The organism is Levilactobacillus senmaizukei DSM 21775 = NBRC 103853 (assembly GCF_001592085.1).
In the GTDB taxonomy this organism is placed as follows: Bacteria; Bacillota; Bacilli; order Lactobacillales; family Lactobacillaceae; genus Levilactobacillus; species Levilactobacillus senmaizukei.
In genome coordinates this window covers 84,558-105,337 of sequence record NZ_BCWD01000005.1, presented here as the reverse complement: position 1 = coordinate 105,337, position 20,780 = coordinate 84,558, and the positions used below count along the sequence as shown (strand labels likewise).

At 48.3% G+C, this 20,780-nt stretch carries 20 protein-coding genes; 9 read left to right on the top strand and 11 right to left on the bottom strand.

The window, feature by feature from the left end:
- Positions 1 to 94: 94 nt before the first annotated feature.
- Complete coding sequence (locus LSE01S_RS03225; protein WP_061776187.1) at positions 95 to 1,237, top strand: ArgE/DapE family deacylase; 1,143 nt, start codon at positions 95 to 97, stop codon at positions 1,235 to 1,237.
- 55 nt (positions 1,238 to 1,292) lie between these two features.
- Here the strand turns inward: LSE01S_RS03225 and LSE01S_RS03220 are convergent, their stop codons facing one another.
- From LSE01S_RS03220 to LSE01S_RS03210, 3 genes are all read right to left on the bottom strand, one after another.
- Positions 1,293 to 2,309 carry a polysaccharide deacetylase family protein gene (locus tag LSE01S_RS03220; RefSeq protein WP_061776186.1) on the bottom strand — a complete coding sequence of 339 codons (1,017 nt, stop codon included), beginning with the start codon at positions 2,307 to 2,309 and terminating at the stop codon, positions 1,293 to 1,295.
- Positions 2,310 to 2,435: 126 nt separating this feature from the next.
- Positions 2,436 to 2,807: a hypothetical protein gene (locus LSE01S_RS03215; RefSeq protein ID WP_235808293.1), complete on the bottom strand. Its 372-nt coding sequence runs from the start codon at positions 2,805 to 2,807 to the stop codon at positions 2,436 to 2,438.
- An 80-nt stretch (positions 2,808 to 2,887) separates the two neighbouring features.
- Positions 2,888 to 3,490, bottom strand: a complete 603-nt coding sequence (locus LSE01S_RS03210; protein WP_061776184.1) for an SDR family oxidoreductase — start codon at positions 3,488 to 3,490, stop codon at positions 2,888 to 2,890.
- A gap of 142 nt (positions 3,491 to 3,632) precedes the next feature.
- On the opposite strand from LSE01S_RS03210, the gene LSE01S_RS03205 reads away from it, so the two are divergent.
- Entirely contained in the window at positions 3,633 to 4,616 is a 984-nt protein-coding gene (locus tag LSE01S_RS03205; RefSeq protein ID WP_061776183.1) for an aldo/keto reductase, read from the top strand.
- Positions 4,617 to 4,834: 218 nt separating this feature from the next.
- Positions 4,835 to 6,145: an NCS2 family permease gene (locus LSE01S_RS03200; protein WP_061776182.1), complete on the top strand. Its 1,311-nt coding sequence runs from the start codon at positions 4,835 to 4,837 to the stop codon at positions 6,143 to 6,145.
- Between the two features lie 170 nt (positions 6,146 to 6,315).
- On the opposite strand, the gene LSE01S_RS03195 is transcribed toward LSE01S_RS03200, so the two are convergent.
- Complete coding sequence (locus LSE01S_RS03195; protein ID WP_061776181.1) at positions 6,316 to 9,396, bottom strand: YfhO family protein; 3,081 nt, start codon at positions 9,394 to 9,396, stop codon at positions 6,316 to 6,318.
- 273 nt (positions 9,397 to 9,669) lie between these two features.
- Positions 9,670 to 11,127 (bottom strand): cardiolipin synthase, encoded by a 1,458-nt coding sequence (gene cls / locus LSE01S_RS03190; protein WP_061776180.1) that lies wholly within the window; start codon positions 11,125 to 11,127, stop codon positions 9,670 to 9,672.
- Positions 11,128 to 11,239: 112 nt separating this feature from the next.
- Between cls and LSE01S_RS11050 the strand changes: the two genes are divergently transcribed.
- Entirely contained in the window at positions 11,240 to 11,395 is a 156-nt protein-coding gene (locus tag LSE01S_RS11050) for a hypothetical protein (protein ID WP_169790364.1), read from the top strand.
- Positions 11,396 to 11,457: 62 nt separating this feature from the next.
- On the opposite strand, the gene LSE01S_RS03185 is transcribed toward LSE01S_RS11050, so the two are convergent.
- Complete coding sequence (locus tag LSE01S_RS03185; protein WP_061776179.1) at positions 11,458 to 12,273, bottom strand: DNA/RNA non-specific endonuclease; 816 nt, start codon at positions 12,271 to 12,273, stop codon at positions 11,458 to 11,460.
- Positions 12,274 to 12,522: 249 nt separating this feature from the next.
- On the opposite strand from LSE01S_RS03185, the gene LSE01S_RS03180 reads away from it, so the two are divergent.
- From LSE01S_RS03180 to LSE01S_RS03170, 4 genes are all read left to right on the top strand, one after another.
- A complete protein-coding gene (locus LSE01S_RS03180) occupies positions 12,523 to 13,068 on the top strand; it encodes a hypothetical protein (protein ID WP_061776178.1) in 546 nt (181 codons plus the stop codon).
- A gap of 87 nt (positions 13,069 to 13,155) precedes the next feature.
- The gene (locus LSE01S_RS10910; protein ID WP_156470457.1) at positions 13,156 to 13,326 is read left to right on the top strand and encodes a hypothetical protein; all 171 of its coding nucleotides are present in this window, start codon (positions 13,156 to 13,158) and stop codon (positions 13,324 to 13,326) included.
- Between the two features lie 70 nt (positions 13,327 to 13,396).
- Positions 13,397 to 13,690 carry a hypothetical protein gene (locus LSE01S_RS03175; RefSeq protein ID WP_061776177.1) on the top strand — a complete coding sequence of 98 codons (294 nt, stop codon included), beginning with the start codon at positions 13,397 to 13,399 and terminating at the stop codon, positions 13,688 to 13,690.
- 519 nt (positions 13,691 to 14,209) lie between these two features.
- The gene (locus tag LSE01S_RS03170) at positions 14,210 to 15,052 is read left to right on the top strand and encodes a C39 family peptidase (RefSeq protein ID WP_061776176.1); all 843 of its coding nucleotides are present in this window, start codon (positions 14,210 to 14,212) and stop codon (positions 15,050 to 15,052) included.
- A gap of 52 nt (positions 15,053 to 15,104) precedes the next feature.
- On the opposite strand, the gene LSE01S_RS03165 is transcribed toward LSE01S_RS03170, so the two are convergent.
- From LSE01S_RS03165 to lepB, 5 genes are all read right to left on the bottom strand, one after another.
- Complete coding sequence (locus LSE01S_RS03165; RefSeq protein WP_061776175.1) at positions 15,105 to 15,743, bottom strand: HAD family hydrolase; 639 nt, start codon at positions 15,741 to 15,743, stop codon at positions 15,105 to 15,107.
- 100 nt (positions 15,744 to 15,843) lie between these two features.
- On the bottom strand, positions 15,844 to 17,175 hold the full coding sequence (locus LSE01S_RS03160; RefSeq protein ID WP_061776174.1) for a C1 family peptidase: 1,332 nt from the start codon (positions 17,173 to 17,175) through the stop codon (positions 15,844 to 15,846).
- Between the two features lie 168 nt (positions 17,176 to 17,343).
- Entirely contained in the window at positions 17,344 to 17,877 is a 534-nt protein-coding gene (locus tag LSE01S_RS03155) for a hypothetical protein (protein ID WP_061776173.1), read from the bottom strand.
- A gap of 153 nt (positions 17,878 to 18,030) precedes the next feature.
- On the bottom strand, positions 18,031 to 18,486 hold the full coding sequence (locus LSE01S_RS03150; protein ID WP_061776172.1) for a MarR family winged helix-turn-helix transcriptional regulator: 456 nt from the start codon (positions 18,484 to 18,486) through the stop codon (positions 18,031 to 18,033).
- Positions 18,487 to 18,607: 121 nt separating this feature from the next.
- Complete coding sequence (gene lepB / locus LSE01S_RS03145; RefSeq protein WP_061776171.1) at positions 18,608 to 19,192, bottom strand: signal peptidase I; 585 nt, start codon at positions 19,190 to 19,192, stop codon at positions 18,608 to 18,610.
- Between the two features lie 365 nt (positions 19,193 to 19,557).
- On the opposite strand from lepB, the gene LSE01S_RS03140 reads away from it, so the two are divergent.
- Complete coding sequence (locus LSE01S_RS03140) at positions 19,558 to 20,754, top strand: multidrug effflux MFS transporter (protein ID WP_061776170.1); 1,197 nt, start codon at positions 19,558 to 19,560, stop codon at positions 20,752 to 20,754.
- Positions 20,755 to 20,780: the final 26 nt, after the last annotated feature.

Sequence of the window (20,780 nt, the reverse complement as noted above, 5' to 3'; positions counted from 1 at the left end):
AAAACATTTACAGAGAATTTTCAGCCATTCTGATAAATCAGTGTTAAAATAAATTTTAACATTAAAGATCGATGAGAAAGCAGGCTTTAATTTTATGGAAGATAGTGAACAAATTCAGATTCTTCAGCATTTGATTCAGATTAATTCTGTCAACGGTAACGAAGCTGCGGTAGCCGACTATATCAAACAACTCTTTGCCGAACATGGGATCTCGTCAACCATTACCCCTTATGCCGAGGGCCGCAGTAACATTGTTGCCGAAATTGGAAATCACAAAACAGACCAGGTCTTAGCCTTGGCGGGCCATCTCGATACTGTCGCCACCGGCGATTTGGCGGACTGGAAGTTCAATCCTTTCGCAGCCCACGTTGAAAACAATCGGCTCTACGGTCGCGGCAGTGCGGACATGAAGAGTGGCTTAGCGGGTATGATTATTACCTTCCTAAATCTCGCCGATCATCAAGACCAGCTTAACGGCCGTCTGCGTTTCATTGGAACGGTTGGTGAAGAAAATGGGGCCATGGGTTCCCGCGATCTTACAAAGCAAGGCATTGCGGATGACATTAGCGCCATGGTTTTAGGCGAGCCTACCGGGGGCAACATCGTCTATGCCCACAATGGTTCCTTGAACTATCACGTCTACTCCCAGGGCGTTGGCGCCCATAGCTCCATGCCCGAAAAAGGAGTCAATGCTATCACAAACCTCATCAAATATGTCACTGCCGAAGCGACAGAATTCGATGATGCTCCGGTTAGCCCAGAGCTAGGCCCTCTGGTTCACAGCGTCACCGTTTTTGAGGGTGGAGAACAAGTCAACAGCATTCCTGCTAAGGCGGAACTCCAGGGTAATATTCGACCCATCCCCGAATTCGATAATGAAGCCGTCATCAACCGTCTAAACGAAACCGTCAACCACCTGAATGAAGAGCCCAACGTCAACCTCACCCTCCACATCGACTACAGCTTTAAGCCCATCATTAGTCGCAAGGATTCCCAATTAGTTCAGTTGACCAAACAAATTGCTGATACGGAATTTGGCACACCCGTCAACTTACAAGTCATTCACGGTGCCACCGATGCTTCAGAATATATCAAATCTAAGAATGTCTTTCCGGTCATCGTCTACGGCTCCGGTCAATGGTACGATGCTCACGCTTTAAATGAATCCGTGGACCTGGATCAATTCCATCACGTCCAACAAGTCTACGAACAACTTACTAAAAAGTTTCTTGCCTAAATTAAAAACGATTGGTCTCACGGGTCTGTCTTACCGTGAAGCCAATCGTTTTTTCTTATTTGCCAGTTGTCCGGTAGTCATGAGCACCAAAGTATTGGAGCCCCGGTAGTGCGTGATCATTCAATAATTGACTAACTGTGACCAACTTATAACCCTTGGCCTTCAACCGTTTAATAATCGTCGGTACTGCAGCGACCGACTGTGGATGGATATCATGCATCAGCACAATATCGCCACCATGGGTATCCTTCATAACTTCATTAATGTCTTTTCTAGAATTCAGATAAGCCCAGTCCCGTGAATCTACGGACCACCGAACGACTGGTTGTTCAATTGCTCGTCCCTCGGTAGCCGTAATATTGCCGTACGGTGGCCGCACATACTGTGGTAAGGTTCCCGTTGCCTGATAGATGGCTCGATTGGTCCGGTTAACCTGACTGACCGTTTTAGCGGTTCCAATTTGATTGAAATTCGGGTGATTCCAGGAATGGTTGCCCAGTTCATTGCCTCCAGCTAACACCGCTCGCGAAATTTTGGGGTATCGGGCGACGCTCTGACCAACTTCAAAGAAGGTGGCGTGAACATGATACTTCTTAAGTGTCTTTAGTAACCGGGGGGTTAGCTTAGGGTCCGGACCGTCATCAAAAGTCAAAGCGACCATCTTTGTCGTCTTAACCCGCTTTGTCCGATTAGCCTTCGGCAAGTATCGATTAACAACTTTCCCCTTTAATCGACTATACGGAATGGTAATTCGCTTCACTTTAAAACGGTTGGCCAATAAATTCATCTGTAGTCCAGCTACCGTCAAGGTGGCCTTCTTAGTCATATGTGTCGGCAATTTCACCTGATAGACCGCTTCAATTTTACTGGCCCCTTTAACCTTAGCCTGTTTCAAAACTTGTTGCCGAGCCGCCTGCCGAATCGCTGCTAATCGCTTGGGATTTTTAGCTGTTAATTGCCCAAAAGTTACCGTTTGATCGGTACGCTTGGCCAATGCGGTCATACCGCTACCCAGGAACCCTAGTGCCAACATCAGTAGCCCAACGGTAAGCCCCCACTTAACGTGTCTCATGATCATCCCTCCTCATAGTTCGCCCCTGAATCTACCCCTAGTTTACCAGCTCGACTGGGATGTCGATCGCTAAACGCCTTACAATATTTGTCATAAAAAAAACAACCTAACTGACGTCAGGTTGTTTTAGTTATTATCCTCAGGTGGATTAACTGCTTGATGATTTTCTTTTAAAACTTCATTAGTGTAGTATTCCAAATCGTTCAGGACGTCTGGGTTATCCCCCTGCTGGGCGGCAACGTTTTCGGCTACCGCCCACCGAGCTAGCGTATTCGTAATCGGGACAATATCCTGGATGATAACCATTTCGGAATCATCCTGATGTTGATCCTGAATTGTTCGAAAGCTCTCGATGTCGGTAATCAAACGCAGGACCTTCCCCGTTTGTTTTTCCACGGATTGGAAAATAACAAAGTGGGCACGTTGATTGGCCTCGTCCATGCGTTCACGAATCGCTTGTAGTTGATCATCGTCTATTTTTAATGCCAATGCTTTCACCCCACTACGCCTATTCTAACAAACTATCTCCGGAGATATGAGCCTTTTTTGTGAGTATTTAAAATATCTTGCACAATTGGTTAACAAATCGCTAGCGATTGATAATCGTAGCCTCCCGTCTGGGCAATCTTAACCGCAATCTGGGCCACTGTTTCACGTGAAACAAAACCAGCCGGTACCGTTTCACCTTCCCGAATAATTTTTGCCTGACCCACGGCATCATCGTTTAAGGTCACTGGCCGCAGAATCGTATACGGGAATTCTGCTTCGTCCACTAGCTTGGCTGCATACCGTTGTTGATTCAAATATTCCTTAACGTCAGAGATGTCCGGATAGTCCAGTTGACCACTGACCTCCTGATCCACACCGGCCGTACTTAACATGACAAAACGTTGCAACGTCAGGCGCTGATGATATTGAGCATCAAACAACGCCTCGAAGACCAGATCCACATCCATCCCAACCAACGTCGAGACGACGACCGGATTATCTTGCAAGCCTTTGTTATAAGCTGCTTCCTTCGTCAAATCACCCGTAATTTCTGTCACTTGTTCGGCTAGATCTGCCGGTAATTTTTGCCGCGGATCATGCAGCACTCGGACCTGAGCATCGGCCGTCCTGCTCAACTGTCGCGCGACGGACTGGCCTATGTCAGCCGCACCAATTACTAGATAGACTTTCATTAAATTTCGCTCCCTTGCTGTTATCTCCAGTGTACCAGAACTCTCACCGACTGCCGACTACGATTCGTTTTATTTCAACTTCAATCCGTTATAATAAACCTGAGTTTCATTTTCCAGCGATCACCATCTAGGAGGTAAAATTATGACTCAAAATAACATCACCATTGGTAAGAGCGCCGTCGAAGCCACACCACTCGGCTTAGGAACCAACGCCGTCGGTGGATACAATCTCTTCCCTAATCTCAAAGACGAGGATGGTTTGAACTTAGTTACCGCCGGTCTAGAGCATGGGATCCGGTTACTCGACACCGCATTTGTCTACGGCCTAGGCCACTCTGAAGAGCTCGTTGGCCAGGCCATGAAGGCCTTTGATCGCCACAGCTTCTCCCTGGCCACCAAAGGCGCTCAAGACTTCTCTTCTGGAGAACAGGTCATCAACAACGATCCCGCCTTCCTAACACAACAAGTTGATGCTAGTCTCCAGCGACTCAACACCGATTATCTTGATATTTATTACATTCATTTCCCCGATAAGCAAACACCAAAGGCCGAGGCCGTAGGTGCCCTACAACGACTAAAGGAACAAGGGAAAATTCGAGCGATTGGCCTATCAAATTTTAGCGTTGAACAGGTCAAAGAAGCCAATGCCGACGGTTATGTTGACGTTGTGGAAGACGAATTCAGCCTTCTGCATCGCGACCATGAGACCGACCTCATGCCCTACCTTCATGATAATCACATTAGCTTTGTCCCATACTTTCCCTTAGCTTCTGGCCTCTTAACCGGCAAATACGATCAAACCGTTAGCTTTCCTGCCGACGACATTCGTAGTCAAATTACCGACTTTCAAGAACCCCGTTACAGCCAAGCGCTAGCGGCAATCGATCGGGTGCGCCCAATCGCCGCCGCCCACCAGGCTACCGTTACCCAAGCAATTCTAGCTTGGTACATGGCCGATCCTCTAGTCAGTGTGGTGATTCCTGGCGCCAAGCGTGCCGATCAAGTTGTTGCCAACGCTCAAGCTCTTGATCTAACGCTAACCCCGGTAGAATACGCCACTATTGATCAGGCCTTTGCGGGCTTTAAGACTAAGGCCAGCGGGAAGTCATTAGCCGATCCAGATTAAACCTTTAATACTGATTGACCGTCACTGATTAAACAGTGACGGTTTTTTACTCTTTGCTAAATAACGAACTTTATTTTTATTAATATATTTGTATTTCGTGATTGCATTCATTTTCAAAGAATGATAAGCTGTTTAAGGATTGATTTAGCAGATAAACCCGAACGATACTACACAATGTTCGGGTTTTACTTAAATAGATGGTTAAGGGAGCGTCAACAATGCAGCGTATTGCTAATTATTTTAAATTTGATGAATTAGGCACCAACTTTCGTAAAGAGACTTTAGCGGGTCTGACCACCTTCGTCTCAATGGCCTACATTCTCTTCGTGAATCCTCAAGTCTTAGGAGCATCCGGAATCAGCCAGGGGGCCGTCTTCACCGCCACCGCTTTTGCTTCAGCCTTCGGGTGTGCCCTAATGGGAATCCTCGCCAACTACCCCATTGCCATTTCGGCTAGCCTAGGAATTAATGCCTTCTTCGCCTACTCAGTGGTTATCGGCATGAAAGTTCCTTGGCAAACGGCACTGGCTGGTGTCTTCGTCGCCTCATTACTCTTCATGGTTTTAACCGCATTCAAGCTACGAGAAAAGGTGGTCGACGCCATTCCCCGTGATCTCAAAATGGCCATCAGTGCCGGAATTGGTCTCTTCATTGCTTTCATCGGTTTAAGTCAAGGCGGGCTCGTCGTTGCTGACAAATCAACGGTTGTGACCTTAGGATCGCTACACGTAGGCAGCACCTGGCTAACCATCTTCGGTTTGTTAGTGACGTTAATCCTGATGAGTGCTAAGATTCCCGGTGCCATCTTTATTGGAATGGTTGCCAACTCAATTCTTGGTTTAGCCACCGGGCTCATTGCCATGCCAAAGCACATCGTGTCCGCTGTGCCAAGCATCGGCTCAACCTTCATGGTTGGCTTTACCCACATGACCGACATTAATTCCGTACAACTCATTGTCGTCGTATTAACGTTCCTATTGGTCACCTTCTTCGATACGACTGGAACCCTGGTTGGTTTGGCCGAACAAGCTGGTTTAGTTAAGGACAACAAGTTACCTCGGATTGGAAAAGCCTTAATGGCAGACTCCAGTACGATGGTCGTCGGTTCCCTACTTGGAACTTCCCCTATGGGCGCTTTCGTCGAGTCCTCTGCCGGAATTGCCGTTGGTGGTCGGTCTGGTTTTACCGCCATCGTTACCGCAATCCTCTTTGTCTTTGGCGCCTTCTTCTCACCACTGTTAGCCGTTGTGACGAATCAGGTCACCGCGCCAGCCCTGATTATTGTCGGAGTCTTAATGGCCCAATCACTAAAGAATATTCACTGGGAAAAATTTGAAGTCGCCGCTCCGGCCTTCCTGATTGTCTTAGGGATGCCCCTGACTTACAGCATCTCCGATGGAATTGCGCTAGGGTTCATCACCTACCCTCTAACCATGCTGGCTGCTAAGCGTGGTAAGGAAGTTGGGCCGATGATGTATAGTCTGGCAGTGGTCTTCGTAATCTTCCTCTGGATTTTAAACGCTAACTAAATAATCAAAAAAGCTGTGGCTGAGGCCGCAGCTTTTTTGATTTTCCGGCAACTGCTATAAGATTTCCCGGGTTATACGTCTGAAATACGCCTCACTCTCTCCAACCAATAAAAAATCTGCTTAGAATTCTTCAACAGAAAAATTCTAAGCAGATTTGTACGGAGCTACCGTTACCCACGTCGTCGACGCCAAACCATCTCACCAATCACGATCAGGCTTCCCACCAATGTAAGAAGTATCCCGCCTTTCAATCCTGGCGTGGTATAGATTAATCGAATTCGATGCGTTCCGGAACTGATTCGAGCCCCAATAAAGCCGTCATTAACCACTTCGGTCTTCACGCGTCGACCATCAATCATCAACTTCCAGCCAGCAGAATAGGGAATCGAAGTCGTTAAGATGCTGGAACGGTCGGTCCTTAACTGACCTGACACCTCATTATTTCGAACGTGGGCCCGTTGCAGTCCACGCCTTTGAACCTGATGAACCTGCCGATCGTAGCTTTTCCCAAATGGCACGGCGATCAACTTCGCTGATTTGAAGTTAATTTGTTTGGTGGCATTGAAGGAAATATCGATCGTCTGACGGCGTTGGTTAGAGTACCCTAGATTCATCAGAACTCGATGCTTAGGTTCATAGTCCGACAGATTATCGGTCCCAAACTGTGAAAATAGCTTTGTTTGATTACGCGTTTTAACATTGATCCAGTAGTCACCTAAGTCCGGATGGTTTATCGCATCCCGCCAAGCATTCAACTTCGTTAAATCCGAGCGTGGCGTGGCGCCCAAAGTACTGGTATTGTTCTGGGCCGTAAGTTGTCCCGCCGTGGTCAAATGATCCGCGGTAATCCCGTCTAAGGCTAGATACAACTCCGTCCCTTGGGCCCGCCTAGGTTGCTTTAAAGTCAGGGTATACGTAATCGGCTTGCCTTGGGCATCGCTCGTCACCTGACGCAGCCCGTTTTGATTAGCCTGTGTCGTCTTTTGTAAAATCTGCTGATTTGCCAGCAGAACTTGTTTCAAGGCGGTCTTATTTTGACCGAGGTTAACCATCGGGCCATACTGTTTAACTTCCTTGTCACTGATCAATCCATCTTGATCGGGGGCTAACTCGGGCAACTTCAGAGTTCGTCCGAAGTCAGTCAGCTGCTTTTCACCCAAGCTGGCCTTAGCCGCATTATGGGCCTGTTGCAGGCGATATTGGATAACCTTATTCGTGCTATCGATAACCGGTGCCGTCTCCGCCTCAACGGTGTAAGCAAGGTTTCGCTTTGGCGATCGATACTTGGCTGTTTGTGTTCCTTGGTGGCCGTGACGGACCACCGCCGCTTGGCTCAGGCTCCGTTCGCGATCCAGACTCGATAGCCCGTCCCATGTCGATTGCACCATGGTGGTTGGTTGTGTGTAGACCAGCGGAAAGTTCAAATTAGTTGTTAGGACCTGAGTCCCCGACCCATTTGACAAGCCATAGACCGGCTTCTCTGGATAGATCTTCTTCTGGGCATGATAGCTGTACGGTAAAGCATTATGCTTGGCAACCTGGTCCTCTCGAGCAAACAAATACTTAACACCTAAGAGCTGGTTCAATGTCGTTCGGCTGTCGGCCTGGCCCATGGGCGCATTCATGGAATACTCCGAGTTCTGTAAGTCCTGACTGAACTGACCGATGTAGCCATTTTGAACGGAAAAATATGACATTACTCCGTGGAGGTCATGCGTCATTGTCATATTATTACCAACTGTCCGCAACAAATTAAAGTTCCGGGTCGCATTAACCCGTGTGAAGTTTTGTGACCGCTGAGCGACCGTTTGGGCGCCATCAAAATAGTCTTGAATGTATTGGGTGGCATCGCCCTGCCGCAACTGTTGTGTCGCTTGAACCCCGGCATTCGGATCGTAGTATCCCCAGGCATTGTTGATCAGGTTTAAGCCCACCAATGTCCAAACCAACCCAACTGTCCATCGGGCCGGTTGCTGACTAATACCCATCATAACCACGGTCAGCGCTAGCAAGAGCCCATAGGTAATTAGATTACGCCCGGGATTACTAAAGACCAACCCGTTCCCTAGATACACCAATCCTAGTAATCCAGCCGCACTACCACCTAACCACCAGCGATCATGTCGGGTCAGCGTGGTCAAATGATCGGCAATCGTCATGATTGCTAGTCCAAATGGTACCGCCGCCATCAAGATCCAGCGGTTCGATGGGGTTGAGAAAATATTAAAGACTGCCGCCACTGCCGGTATCAACAATCCCACCACAATGGCTACCAGTGTCAGGGCCAACCACTTGTGCTCGCGCCAATGAACCAACACGTACACACAACCGAAAAAGGTTAGGCCACTAATCCCCAGCACCGCCCAGTAGTTAACGGTATTTCCGGTCGTCAAAACAATATTACTCAACTGGAGGTAATAGCCGCTAGGGTACGTCAGCAGACCGTTAGCAAAGACCGACATCGTGCGGGTAGATTGCAGCATCGCCAATAACGAGGGCAAAAGCAACACACCCGAAATGAGCAGGCCAACGCCGGCAGCCATCAAGAAACGGCCCACCGCTCGCGGCCACTTAATGGCCAAGGTGCCAGCGTCTTTTAAATAGTAGAAGTGAATGACTGCGTAGATGAGGCTACCCAGCCCTAATATGTATGCAAAATAAAAATTACTGAGAATAGTGAGTCCTGTCATAACCCCCAGGAATCCCCAACCCTGGCCACGTAAGATACGATCGATGCCCACGAAGAGTAAGGGCGTCCAGATCATCGGCAAGAGGAAGAAAGGATGGTGTACGCCGATCATCAATGAGTAGCCCGTGAAGGCATACGTCAGGGCTCCCATCAAACGACTACTTGGCCGAAACTGATAGTGCCGTGCCAAGGCTAAAAACGCCAGTCCGGTAGCATACAGTCTAAGGATAATAAACCAGCCATAGCCCGCTTCTAACCAATGGGTTGGCAAGAGTGCCAATAGATAGGCAAACGGGTCTCCTAAGACATAATAGGCTAGTGTGGTCAGCTTGTCGGCTCCCAGGCCAAAGGTCCAAGACCATCCGGCCACCCCTCCGAGGCCGGACTTAGTGAGCAAGCGGTGTAGTTCAAGGATTAGGGGATAATGTTGCGTTACACCATCCATATTCCAAATTAACGTCCGATGTGCTAATCCGAAGACGCCAAAGCTCAGTGACGCGATCACCGCAAACCCCAGGGTATACAACACCCACAAAGGCCAACGACGGTTTGCGATTTTCATGATGATGCCTCCAATTAATTTAATCCGCAACGACCCGGCATGGGTCAACTTACTTTAATCTACACAAGGCAAGCGGTTGGTGTCAATCCTTCCGGGAAGACAATACCGGATTATAAGCTTTCCCACGATCGCTCCTCGCCAAGCATTCCGGCTCAGGATCCACAAAAAGGGCGCCGCGGTTGGTTGCGACGCCCTTCTCACATACTTTCTAAACTGCCGGTTACCCAGCAAGACCAATGATACGCCATCCCCCGGCGGAAACCAAGTCAGGTTTTACAAAATTGGCGAAAGCAATCGCGAAGCGGTCTGTTTAAACTTTAGATAGGCCGACTGTTGATCAAATTTTTCCGATGTAATCAATTCACTCTGCCGCATATCGGCCTCGTAAATCTCTTCGAGTTGCGTGGCAACTGCCGCATCATAGATAAAAGCATTAATTTCAAAGTTTAATTTAAAACTCCGATAGTCCATGTTAGCCGAGCCTACGGAAGCAATTCGGCCATCCACCACCATCGTCTTAGCATGAATGAATCCATTATGATAATAGTAAATTTTAACACCATCGGCGGCCAGCTGCCGCGCGTAATATTGGGTCGCCCGATAAACGAAGGCATGATCGGGCTTATCTGGGATCATGATTCGTACATCAATACCCGCCATAGCCGCAATCCGCAAGGAGTCCAAGACACTATCATCCGGAATCAAGTACGGGGTCTGAATCCATAATCTTTTCTCGGCCGTCTGAATCAACCGCATGTACCCCATTTTAATCTGCTGTAGGTCGGAGTCCGGTCCGCTGGAAACAATCTGCAGACTGGTCTCCCCCTTAACCTTCGTCAATGGGAAGTATTGTGCTTCAATCCGGTCATCCTTAAACGGATGATCACGGTCAGTTGCATTCCAATCCAACATGAAGCGGGCTTGCAAGGCAAAGACCCCGGAACCCACGATCCGTAGATGCGTATCCCGCCAGTAACCAAACTTTTCCTTGCGTCCGAGATACTGATCCCCGATGTTAAAGCCACCAACATAGCCAATCTCACCATCAATCGTGACGATCTTACGGTGATCACGGAAGTTTAGTCGGAAGTCGATGATCGCCGACTGGGTCCCCAGGAAGGGCTCCACGTGGCCGCCAACATCAATCAATGGTTTGAAGAAGGACTTCCAGGTTCCCAAAGATCCCCAGGGATCGTAGATTACTCGGACCTCAACGCCTGAGCGGGCCTTCTTTACCAGCAGATCTAAAATATCATTGCCAATCTTGTCATTATAGAAGGTATAAAACTCGATATGAATACTCGAGTGAGCCCCCTCAATATCTTCCATCATTAAGTGAAACAACTTATGCCCGTCCGTAATCACTCGGACCCGGTTTTTGCGGGCCAGAAAGGCCTGATCCGTTTCCATAAACATATTGACCATATTAATCACGGAGTGGCTAATTTGATCGGCCGGCATAATTTGATTACCAATCTGATCGCGCTGCTGTTGTAACCGTTCGTCTAACTGAACCGCTACTTGATGCTGTAACCGAAACATTCGGCCCTTAGGTAGTTTCCGGCCAATGAAGGCATAGGCAATGAACCCAACCACTGGCACCAGTACCAGCACCAACATCCATGCCCACGTCGCAGCAATATCCCGTTTCTCCCGGAAAACCGTCACGAAGGCCAACGCAGCGTTGACGATCACAATAATTTCTAAGATTAATGTGTAATTCACGTCCACGGGAAAACCCTCCTCTATTCTCTGTCTCCTCATAATACGCCAAATCATCCAAATGTCTTTACTTTTTTTTAATTTTTAGTCATAATAACTCTAATTTTCCAGGAGGTGTCCCATGACAACCATCACGTATTCTTTGCTGGGCGGACTTCACGGAACCGGGTCCTTTCGGATTGTCCGCTGGGTCTTTCGCGACAACCCCAGCATCGGTCTGATTCTGCTGGCCGGAATTGTCCTCTATGCTATCTATCGCTACATGAATCGTCATTAACGAACAAAATGGACCGTGACAGTCGTCACAGCCCATTTTTTATTTACACCCAAGTTGGCTCATTAAAAAGACGCCGCCGGATTACCCAACTGGCTCGTCCCCGTACTGTAATCAATCTTGACGCCGGCCTGAATATTGAAAATGTAAACGTTGTAGGAAATCCCGCTGGATTCAACAGATTTAGCTTGCATATGAACTCCCCGAGCTACCAGTTCCTGACCGCGGAAGACCGGTTCAACCTGGTAACGCACATGGTTACTTGGATGGCTCCTCAGGTAACTCGCAACGGGATTTTCGTAGGCCGTCATCCCTGGATCATTGAGTGACCGCGTCCCCGTCATCAAATTCTTTAAATTATTATTCTGACCCGTCAACTGATAGCCAATCAAGTGGCTGCGATTATATAAATATCCCCGTTTGCCATTGACCGTATACGGTTTATTCTTCCATCCCGTTGGATTGACGTATAGCGGTTCTCGCTTAGCCGTTGGCATCGTTGACTTACTCAGCATGGCATTAGCCGTGGTAACTCGATTTAAACGATCGAGTGAACCATATGTGGCCCAGGCTCCCCGCTTGAGGGACAGTGCCTGCTGACTAAAGGTTGGCCGGTTATGGTTCACCGCGACAATTTGCGTGCCCTGGTAGGCCTGTTTTGCCAGTGCTTGCCCGGTAATCGATTGTTTGGGTGCCTCAGCCGTTTGTGACGAGCCACTCGTCACCCGACTGACAGCGCTCGAAGCCTGTTGCGTCACCCTACTAGTCGTGGATGACCCCTGCTGACTCATCCCGCCACCAATCAATCCGATAGCAATTACGAGTAGTGCCGCTACCCATGATGTCTTACGGCGACGGCGTCCTCGACGACGTTTACTCATCTAAATCTTCCTCCCTCACCTTTCAAATCTCTCTGTCATATTCTAGCAGAAAAACATGTGTTCGTCTTTAGTGAATGCTAACTTTTACAAATTTTATTGGTCCTCACTCAGAAACGGTAACTTAACGCTTTTTTAACTGACCCCTTATCGTTTGGCCTAGGTGATCATGCTATACTGGCACTAGTTAAGCGTGGGACATTTGTACCCACACCATAAAACTGTTATGATTTTTGATGAGGTGATTGAGATATGAAGAAATCGCGGATTTTTGCCGCTGCTCTAAGCTTAGTAGCCGTTATGGCCGTGGGCCTGGCCGGTTGCAGTAATAGCAACAGTAGCAAATCGGGGAGTAACCAACAAGCTAGTTTTAAGAACAAAACCACTAAGAAGGCTGACGTTAAGTCAACGTTAACCCGTTCAAAACAACTTTGGTACGTCACCGGTTCAGTGAACGCCAAGAGTAACTCCGGCCTCGAAGCCTACCGCTTTGATAAGCAAGGTAACGTAACCGTCTATAATGTCAATAAGCTTTACAAGTCCTATGCCGCTGCCAATAAGGCCAAGGCATTGAACAAGGAAGGCACGCTTAAGGCAACCTTTAAGACCAAGGGTGATGATACCCTCATCAATTTTAAAGGTAAGTTGTCCGACATTCCGATGACCCAAAAGTTTACGGTCAAGGACACGCTGACGGGTAAGAATAAAGCAACGCATCTTAAAGTTGCCGGTTACCATATCTCCCGTGACGTCGATAATGACGTCACGAAAGCAGTTATGGTTAAGGTCGGTAAGTAACACCGACAGCATTTAAGACGGTCGGGACTTCGGTCCCGACCGTTTTCTTTGCGTCGACGAACATAAATAAAGGTTAGGTGAGCACTGATGAAAAGAATTATTCCCGGATTACTAGGCGTCATAGTGGTTGGTGGTATCGTGATTTACCAGCAAATGCGTCACCTGCCACTGGTAATCATGTTAGAAACCGGCGTTCTGGGAATCGGGGTTGTCTTTAGCCTCCTGCACATCATCAGTGTCTGGCGAAATCGCCATTAACTAGCATAGTCGTCCAACCTGACAGCGTTTACTTTTTGAGCTATCATAGGCAAAAGGAGCGTGATGAACCATGTTAGGACACCGATTACCCATCAACCCCGCCGCGGCCATTTCTCCCGAACAGCGTGCGCGTTTGCTCACTCTCATCGAAGAAAATCCGTGGCTAATTCCCGCCACCGCCGCCCTGCAAGTTATCCCGGCTGCCGTCCTCATTCACGGCTACTGGAAAAACCGTCAGCTTAAAAAACAACTTCAAATTGAACGTGAACGGACGAAGCAACTACGCCTTCAAGCAGACGAGCCAGATGACTTCGCCGGTCATCCCCGTCCATTGCATTTGCCCCATCCGCACTTTCACCATTAGCTTCGGCGGCCGCTAAAAATATTAGCGGCTTTTTTCATGCAAACGTTTCTTTAGATTCTTATGTAAACCATCATTTTTACTTAAAACAAGCGATTACTATCAACTAAAAACCCGTAAATTCGCCAAATTCGACTAATAGCCATTAGTAATAATTAATCCAACACCTGAACTAGCAGGATTCAAGTGAATCATTACCCATATCTATGTATTTGCATTAGTATTTTAAAAATATTCTTCACAATTTCTTCACAATTTCCGGTTAGGATACCCATAGACCAAGTTCTCTTTAACCAATCAAAATTTTTACCACTCTGTTCCTAACCAGTTCAGCGTAACCGCCCTTAATCTGGGCGGTTTTTTGTTTACCAGAACTTACACTAAACCTATTGCGACCCAAAACGGTTTGGAGGTACACTTTAAGAGAACTAGCCGTAGTAGTCTGGTGTCAGTGATTCCAAGCCCTGGTGCTTGGCCAACGACTAGTCATCATTAAAATCCGACAACTAAGGTGGTATTCAAATGAAACGACTTAATTGGTTTCTCCTAGCCCTCAGCTTGGCAGGATTAGCCGGCATAGCGCAGCCAACCATCAGCCACGCGGCCACTACCCAACCCGTCTACCGGCAAGTACACCACTTGAAGAAGGTCAACTACTACACCAAGATTGGCGCCAACCGTTCCCATAATTATCTGGTCTATCGAACCGGTGGTGCCCACTCTTCCGCCGCTAACGCTAAGGCCATCAGCAGTGGTCGTCATTTTGCAAACAAAAAGGTTCACATCACCCGGGAAGAAACCATGGCCGACGGAACCTGGCTCAAATTTACCTACAACCATAAAACCACGGGTTGGATTCACCGGAACGGGACCGTTAAATCCTACCGCTTTCTGGCCGTCCCGCTCATTGGTCAGCGTCCACAGCTCCCAACCGGCTGCGAAATCACGGCCACAACCATGATGCTAAAGTATGCCGGTGTCAAGGTCACCAAGTTGTCCCTGGCCAAGGAGATGCCCCGCAGTTCAAATCCCAACAAGGGCTTCATCGGCAGCCCTTACAACAAGACCGGCTGGTGGGTCGCGCCTAAAGGCCTGATGTCCACCGTAAAAAGACACTTGGGAACAGCCAAGAACATGACGGGGGCCTCCTTCAATCAGATGAAGAAGCAGATTAACAAGGGACATCCCGTCGTTATTTGGGTGGCTGGCCTCGATGGCTTTGATACCCATTCCATCACCCTATCCGGCTACAGTAAAACCCGGGCCTATTACAACGACCCCTGGACGAAGAAAAAGACTAGTATGACCATCAAACGACTTCATACCCTTCGCAAACACGACGCTTACCGCGCCTTAAGCTACTAATTAACCAAAAAAGACGAGTCAATGACCTTGGTCACTGACTCGTCTTTTCACTTTATAACGTTAATAAATCAGCAGGTTTAGCCAGAAGATAAGTGGGATCTTCGGCGCGAACCGAATCCGGATCGGCTGCACCCCACATGGCCGCAACCGTTGCCACCCCGGCGTTCTTTCCCATCTGTATGTCGTATTTGGCGTCTCCGATCATAACACTTTCCTTAGGATCTAAGTGAAAGCGATCAACCAACGCCAAGATACCATCCGGAGCCGGCTTATAGTGATCGACCGTGTCCGACCCACTAATTGCCTGGAACATGGTACCCAAGCCCACTTGAGCCAAATTACGCTGCAAGGGGACGGAATGCTTACTCGAGACTACAAACAACTGGGCACCGCGATCCTTCAAACTCGTTAAGGTCGCTGCCATACCATCAAACAGGTTAATCCCCAATTTCTCGGCTGCCTGATACTGCGTCCGAAAGGCGGTGTACAGATCCGTTAATGCCGCTGGACTCAAGGACTCCTTCACCATCTTAGCAAACGATACTTCAATGGGCACCCCCATGTAACTCACCACAATATCTCGTTCGGGTAGCGATAATCCCTGCGACTCGAAGGCCCGCTGGGTCGCAATCACGGCGACGTCGCGTGTATCGGCCAGGGTACTATCAAAATCGAATAAAAAGTTTTGCATGCGCACTTCACCTCATCAATATAGTTGAGACTCATTAATCACATTCTACCCTTTAGAACTAAAAAAATACCAGTCTACGGACTGGTATTTTGGTGCAATCTTATTGTAAGGGATCCCAAGCCGGTAACTCGTCCGGCGTCATTGCCAACAATGCCTGTTGTTCCGTGCTCAGGTAACGCTTGTGGACCACAACTTCGTAAACGAAGTCGTCCATCCAAGCATCAGTCATCACGAAATAACCCTTGTCGCAGTTCTTTTCACCCCAACTGTTCTCAACCTTCCAGCGCACCGGCTCGCGGTGAACCAGATCGACCCCGGTCAGGGTCATGGCATGGGAAACCTCAGCTTCACCATAGGCCAGCCGTTCCGCCTTCGTTAGGCTTAAATCGACGCCAAATAAGTCAGCCGTACGATAGAGCTGACTATCCAAGAAGCCCCGGTCGCGACTCATCTGTTGCAGCACATCATTGCCAAACCAGACCGTTTCTCCGCCTTGCAGTTGATCGATAGCGGTCTTCTTCAAAACGTCCATCGATAAATTAAGGAAGGTAATGGGCTTGCCCCCAACGATATTATCCTGGCTCGGCAAGCTGTATAACTGGTTAAACGGCTTGTCGGGTGAATTCGTCACCACCACGTAATCGTCTAGGTCCACATTAAAGTATTTATCGAAGAACGCCTTGGGCGTCAGGTCGGCATCCCGATGGTAGACCTGTTTATCATCCTTGTACTCCAGGTCAAAGGTGGCTGGCGGCTCGCCAAACGAATAGGCTGCCATTCGATAGACTTCTTTCAACGCCTGGGATCGTACGGCTACAATTTCCGAATCACTAGCCCCCGCAGCCACTAGCCGCCGTAACGTCACGGCATCTTTTCTAAGTTTCAGGTCCAAGGTTGCCGCAAACCCGGTCGTATCATTCGTATTAAATGATTCGGGCATTGCACTGGCCGGAACCACGCCATACTTTTGAACCAATGCGGCACCCATGGCCCACTGTCCACCATCTTCACCCGGTCGACTGAGATAAAAAGCAACCTCCCGATCGGTCACGGGTTGCTGGGCCGTCCGTAGAATATTGTCATAGAAAATATTGGCCCGTTCGACCTTATCCCAGAAGAATAGATAACTCTCGGATAGTTCGAAATCCTTTACGTGATATTTGGCCGCAAATTGATGGCGAATGGTATTCAGTGTTGAGAATAACCAACACCGTCCCGAATGTTTCTGATTGGCCACTTTCCCCGTATCCAATTCCACGGAAAAAGCACGATTTAACCGAACCGTCGCTTGGGGGTCTTCCGAAGCGGCTAGGACACCGTTCTTAATCACCGCCCGACTAATCACGTCATGGGCTGGTTGGTTTTGGAGGTCAGCGTGTAGGTCCGCCATCTCGGTGGCGTTCAGCACGTGCCCGTTTTTAATGTCTGGCATAAGCTAACTCCTCTCGTCCTTGAACTTCTCATTATAATCTCATAATAAGCATTGCACTAATTCTAGCGCTTCTCTTCGTGGAAGGCAATCTTCCCAACGTTCATGGGATAGTGGCCAAACAAAAACGATGGTCCCCATTAAAGGGTCACCACCGCGATAACATTCTAATTAAAATTTAGCCAGCCACTGATTCATGGTATAGTAACTCCCAATATGTTTAAAGACTGACTTATGATTATAAACCTTCACGTAGAGTTCTTTTTTGATGGGCTTCTTCGTGTAAATATGCGCATATTCAAACAAAATATGCATCAAAACGGTTTGCTTCTTGCCATTAACCTTCCAATTTTTGACGATGATCCAGTTGTCTGGGTAGATTTGATTATCCCAACCATACTCCTGGGTCTTGTAAAAACCATAGCTGTTCTTACGGATCGCCAATTTGGCTGTATATGACCCAACGTGGCCGTTGATCTTGGACCGTGAGGTGATGTGATTCTTGGAAAATTTATCTCGACAAACATACTTGTTTGGCTTGTCGTAGTGATACCAATTCCGCCGGAAGGCCTTTGGGACACTAGTCGTCTTATGATAGCTGACCGACTTAGCAGCTGCCGTTTGTGGGTTAGCTAGGCCGGCAAACAGTGCGACCATAACTAACAAGACCATCCCCAGAATCTTCTTAACCCGTGTAGTATTCATATTTCCGTCTCCTCCAAAACTGTTTATTGGAACAATAAAACACCTTGAACACCGATAACATGATTATATAACTTCGGGACTAATAATCATAGATAAAAAAAGCCCAGCATTGCTGGACGGTCGGTCGTTTAAGCCGATCCAATTAACCCCTCATCATTCTGCCTGATCGGGCGTTTCATTGGCAACGGCGCGCAACGCCAGCTGCCGAATTTGGGTCACCAACTCGTCGTGCTGGTCAGCCGGGATGTCTGTGAGTAACTGATCGGCCACATGCTGCCGAATTGCCACAATATCCGGATAAATAGCCTCACCACGTTTCGTCAGCGACAATTCATAAACTCGCTTATCCGTCTTGGACTGCCGCTTACGAACATAACCCAGGTTAACCAGTTGATTGACCGCTCGCGTAACATTACTAGGATTTAAATAAGTTAGCTTGATCAATTTATCTTGCGTGAGCCGCGGTTGCTCATGAATTCTGAGAATGTCGTAATACATACTGGCATTCAGTCGGTACGGCTGGAGATCCCGATCAAGCGCAATCCGCGTATAACGATTGGCAATTGATAACCATTTTAAAATGTCTGGATCGTTGCTGCTATTGACCATAAGCGATCTCCTTCCTAAATTTACGTGCGCAAGTATAGGCCACCTCATAGGAAATAGCAAGGGGCGCCCCGCAGAAAAAAACGTGATCCCAACGACCTTGCGTTAGCGACCACGTTTTTATTTAGTAAGCCAGATTATTAACATTCGCGCGCTTGGTCTTGTTGGATGCCCAGAATGGCACCTTAACAACCCCGAGGACCTTGTCCTTATCGACGAATCCCCAGTAGCGACTATCATTCGACACACTTCGGTGATCCCCGAGGACAAAGTACTTCCCCTTTGGCACCACCGTGGTCCCCTTACCCCAGCCGTTCGTCTTTTGCAGACTAGCAAGGGTCCAGTTCCCCGTTCCGGAAGTTTGTTCCGACTTGCTGATGAATCTCTGGTTAATCTTCTTCTTGTTGACGTAGATGTAACCATTCTTACTGGTTACCGTATCACCAGGCAGGCCAATGACCCGCTTCACGTAGTTCGTGTTGGTCTTCGCCGCTGGGTCTTCTCCGTGGGCATCGAAGACAATGACACTCAGATGTTTAATCTTGGATTGTTTGAAGGCAAAAACCTTCTCATTGTTATCCAGATTGGGCTCCATGGAAGGTCCATCGACCCGAACCCGCGTGAAAACAAATTGTTTGATGGCAAGAGCAATGGCTAACCCAATGACCACCGGAATAATCCAACTCATGACTTCTTTTAATGCTTTCATGGCGTGTGACTCCTCATTCTTCAATTAGATTAATTAGATACTGCTATCATACACCCCGACACCTGGCAGTAAAACAAGTCGTTGATAGGGTCACCTGTAATTTTACCATTTAACTTCGCAAAACCCTACGCTTTCACCGAATTTAATGAAGTCATCATAAATTTGCTAACTCAACGTTAAAACGGCGCTTGCAAATTCAGCTTTTTCCGGCAATAATAGAAGAATACTTAAATTATCTAGACCATTCCCTGGGCCGCACTCTGCTAAGCAGATTAGCGGTCCAGTGCTGTTTCTAACGAATATAAAATATATAATATCGACCGTCATCCTTCAGGATGGCATCGATTTGAAAGGACTGACTGTTGTTGAATACTGCCATTTCACGGCGCCGACTCATCTGGCTCACACTGTTACTAGGAACGGTCAGCGCCACCGGACCTTTAGCCATTGACCTTTACTTACCGGCCTTACCAGAAATGAAAACCCAATTTGCCACCAGCGCTTCCCTCATGCAACTCAGTATCACGAGTTGTTTAATCGGCCTGGCCCTCGGTCAACTGATTGCGGGTCCCCTATCCGACCAATATGGCCGACGGAAGCCCCTCATTGCTGGTTTCATTCTCTTTGGCCTCGCTTCTCTGGCCATGGCCTTCATTCATTCGATTACCCTGCTCATTATTCTCCGTTTCGTGCAAGGATTAGCCGGCGCAACGGGCCAAGTAATGGCTCGAGCGGTCGCCAGAGACCTCTTCTCCGGCCAACGTCTCACCCATTTCTATGCCCTACTCAACACTGTTAACGGCGTCTTCCCCATCATTGCACCCATTATCGGGGGCTTCATGATCCACTACGTTGACTGGCAAGCCATCTTCGTTCTACTGGCCATCATCGGGGTTCTCATTGCCCTGGCCGTGGCTCTCGGCCTACCGGAATCCCTACCAATCGACCGGCGGCAAACGGGCGGCTTCAGCGCGTCGCTACTGGCCATGGGTAAACTGACGGTCCAACCCAGCTTCTGGCCATTAATTCTGGCCACAGGGCTAGTCTATGGCGCCTTGTTCGCCTACATTTCGGCCTCAACCTTTGTCTTTCAAACGGGCTTTGGTATGGCGCCTCAGACTTTCAGTCTCCTGTATGCCTTCAACGGCTTGGGCATCGTGGTCGGGAGTAATCTTCCCGGCTGGTTGATCAAATACTTTAGCAATCGCCAACAGGTCACCGGCTTGTTAACTTTGGCCGCCATTGTCAGTGCCATCATGATTGTCTCCCTATTATTCCCGGCCAATGTATGGTTGGTCAGTGGGCTAATCCTGATTCTGGTCATCCTAATTGGGGCGCTGCTGACCCTTACCGTCACCATCATCATGGACCAAGCAACCCACAATGCCGGCAGCGCCTCCGCCGTCATTGGCCTATCACAGGATGCTTGCGGTGGACTGGTATCACCGCTAGTCGGCCTGTCTGGCAAGTCCTATGCCGCCATGGGTGTCATGCTCTTTCTATGTAGCGCAGGCGCTCTTGGACTGGTCAAATACCAACATCGCTTAACCAACGAATCCTAATGCCAACCAAAAGACGCCGCTGAGAA

Excerpts from the sequence above, each read along its gene's own strand:
- LSE01S_RS03150 (WP_061776172.1), bottom strand. The coding sequence starts at position 18,486 with ATGGTCAATAGCAGCAACGATCCAGACATTTTAAAATGGTTATCAATT.
- LSE01S_RS03195 (WP_061776181.1), bottom strand. The coding sequence starts at position 9,396 with ATGAAAATCGCAAACCGTCGTTGGCCTTTGTGGGTGTTGTATACCCTG.
- LSE01S_RS03180 (WP_061776178.1), top strand. The coding sequence starts at position 12,523 with ATGAAGAAATCGCGGATTTTTGCCGCTGCTCTAAGCTTAGTAGCCGTT.
- LSE01S_RS03155 (WP_061776173.1), bottom strand. The coding sequence starts at position 17,877 with ATGAATACTACACGGGTTAAGAAGATTCTGGGGATGGTCTTGTTAGTT.
- LSE01S_RS03205 (WP_061776183.1), top strand. The coding sequence starts at position 3,633 with ATGACTCAAAATAACATCACCATTGGTAAGAGCGCCGTCGAAGCCACA.
- LSE01S_RS03220 (WP_061776186.1), bottom strand. The coding sequence starts at position 2,309 with ATGAGACACGTTAAGTGGGGGCTTACCGTTGGGCTACTGATGTTGGCA.
- LSE01S_RS10910 (WP_156470457.1), top strand. The coding sequence starts at position 13,156 with ATGAAAAGAATTATTCCCGGATTACTAGGCGTCATAGTGGTTGGTGGT.
- LSE01S_RS03160 (WP_061776174.1), bottom strand. The coding sequence starts at position 17,175 with ATGCCAGACATTAAAAACGGGCACGTGCTGAACGCCACCGAGATGGCG.
- LSE01S_RS03165 (WP_061776175.1), bottom strand. The coding sequence starts at position 15,743 with ATGCAAAACTTTTTATTCGATTTTGATAGTACCCTGGCCGATACACGC.
- LSE01S_RS03210 (WP_061776184.1), bottom strand. The coding sequence starts at position 3,490 with ATGAAAGTCTATCTAGTAATTGGTGCGGCTGACATAGGCCAGTCCGTC.
- LSE01S_RS03175 (WP_061776177.1), top strand. The coding sequence starts at position 13,397 with ATGTTAGGACACCGATTACCCATCAACCCCGCCGCGGCCATTTCTCCC.
- LSE01S_RS03200 (WP_061776182.1), top strand. The coding sequence starts at position 4,835 with ATGCAGCGTATTGCTAATTATTTTAAATTTGATGAATTAGGCACCAAC.
- LSE01S_RS03225 (WP_061776187.1), top strand. The coding sequence starts at position 95 with ATGGAAGATAGTGAACAAATTCAGATTCTTCAGCATTTGATTCAGATT.
- LSE01S_RS11050 (WP_169790364.1), top strand. The coding sequence starts at position 11,240 with ATGACAACCATCACGTATTCTTTGCTGGGCGGACTTCACGGAACCGGG.
- lepB (WP_061776171.1), bottom strand. The coding sequence starts at position 19,192 with ATGAAAGCATTAAAAGAAGTCATGAGTTGGATTATTCCGGTGGTCATT.
- LSE01S_RS03185 (WP_061776179.1), bottom strand. The coding sequence starts at position 12,273 with ATGAGTAAACGTCGTCGAGGACGCCGTCGCCGTAAGACATCATGGGTA.
- LSE01S_RS03170 (WP_061776176.1), top strand. The coding sequence starts at position 14,210 with ATGAAACGACTTAATTGGTTTCTCCTAGCCCTCAGCTTGGCAGGATTA.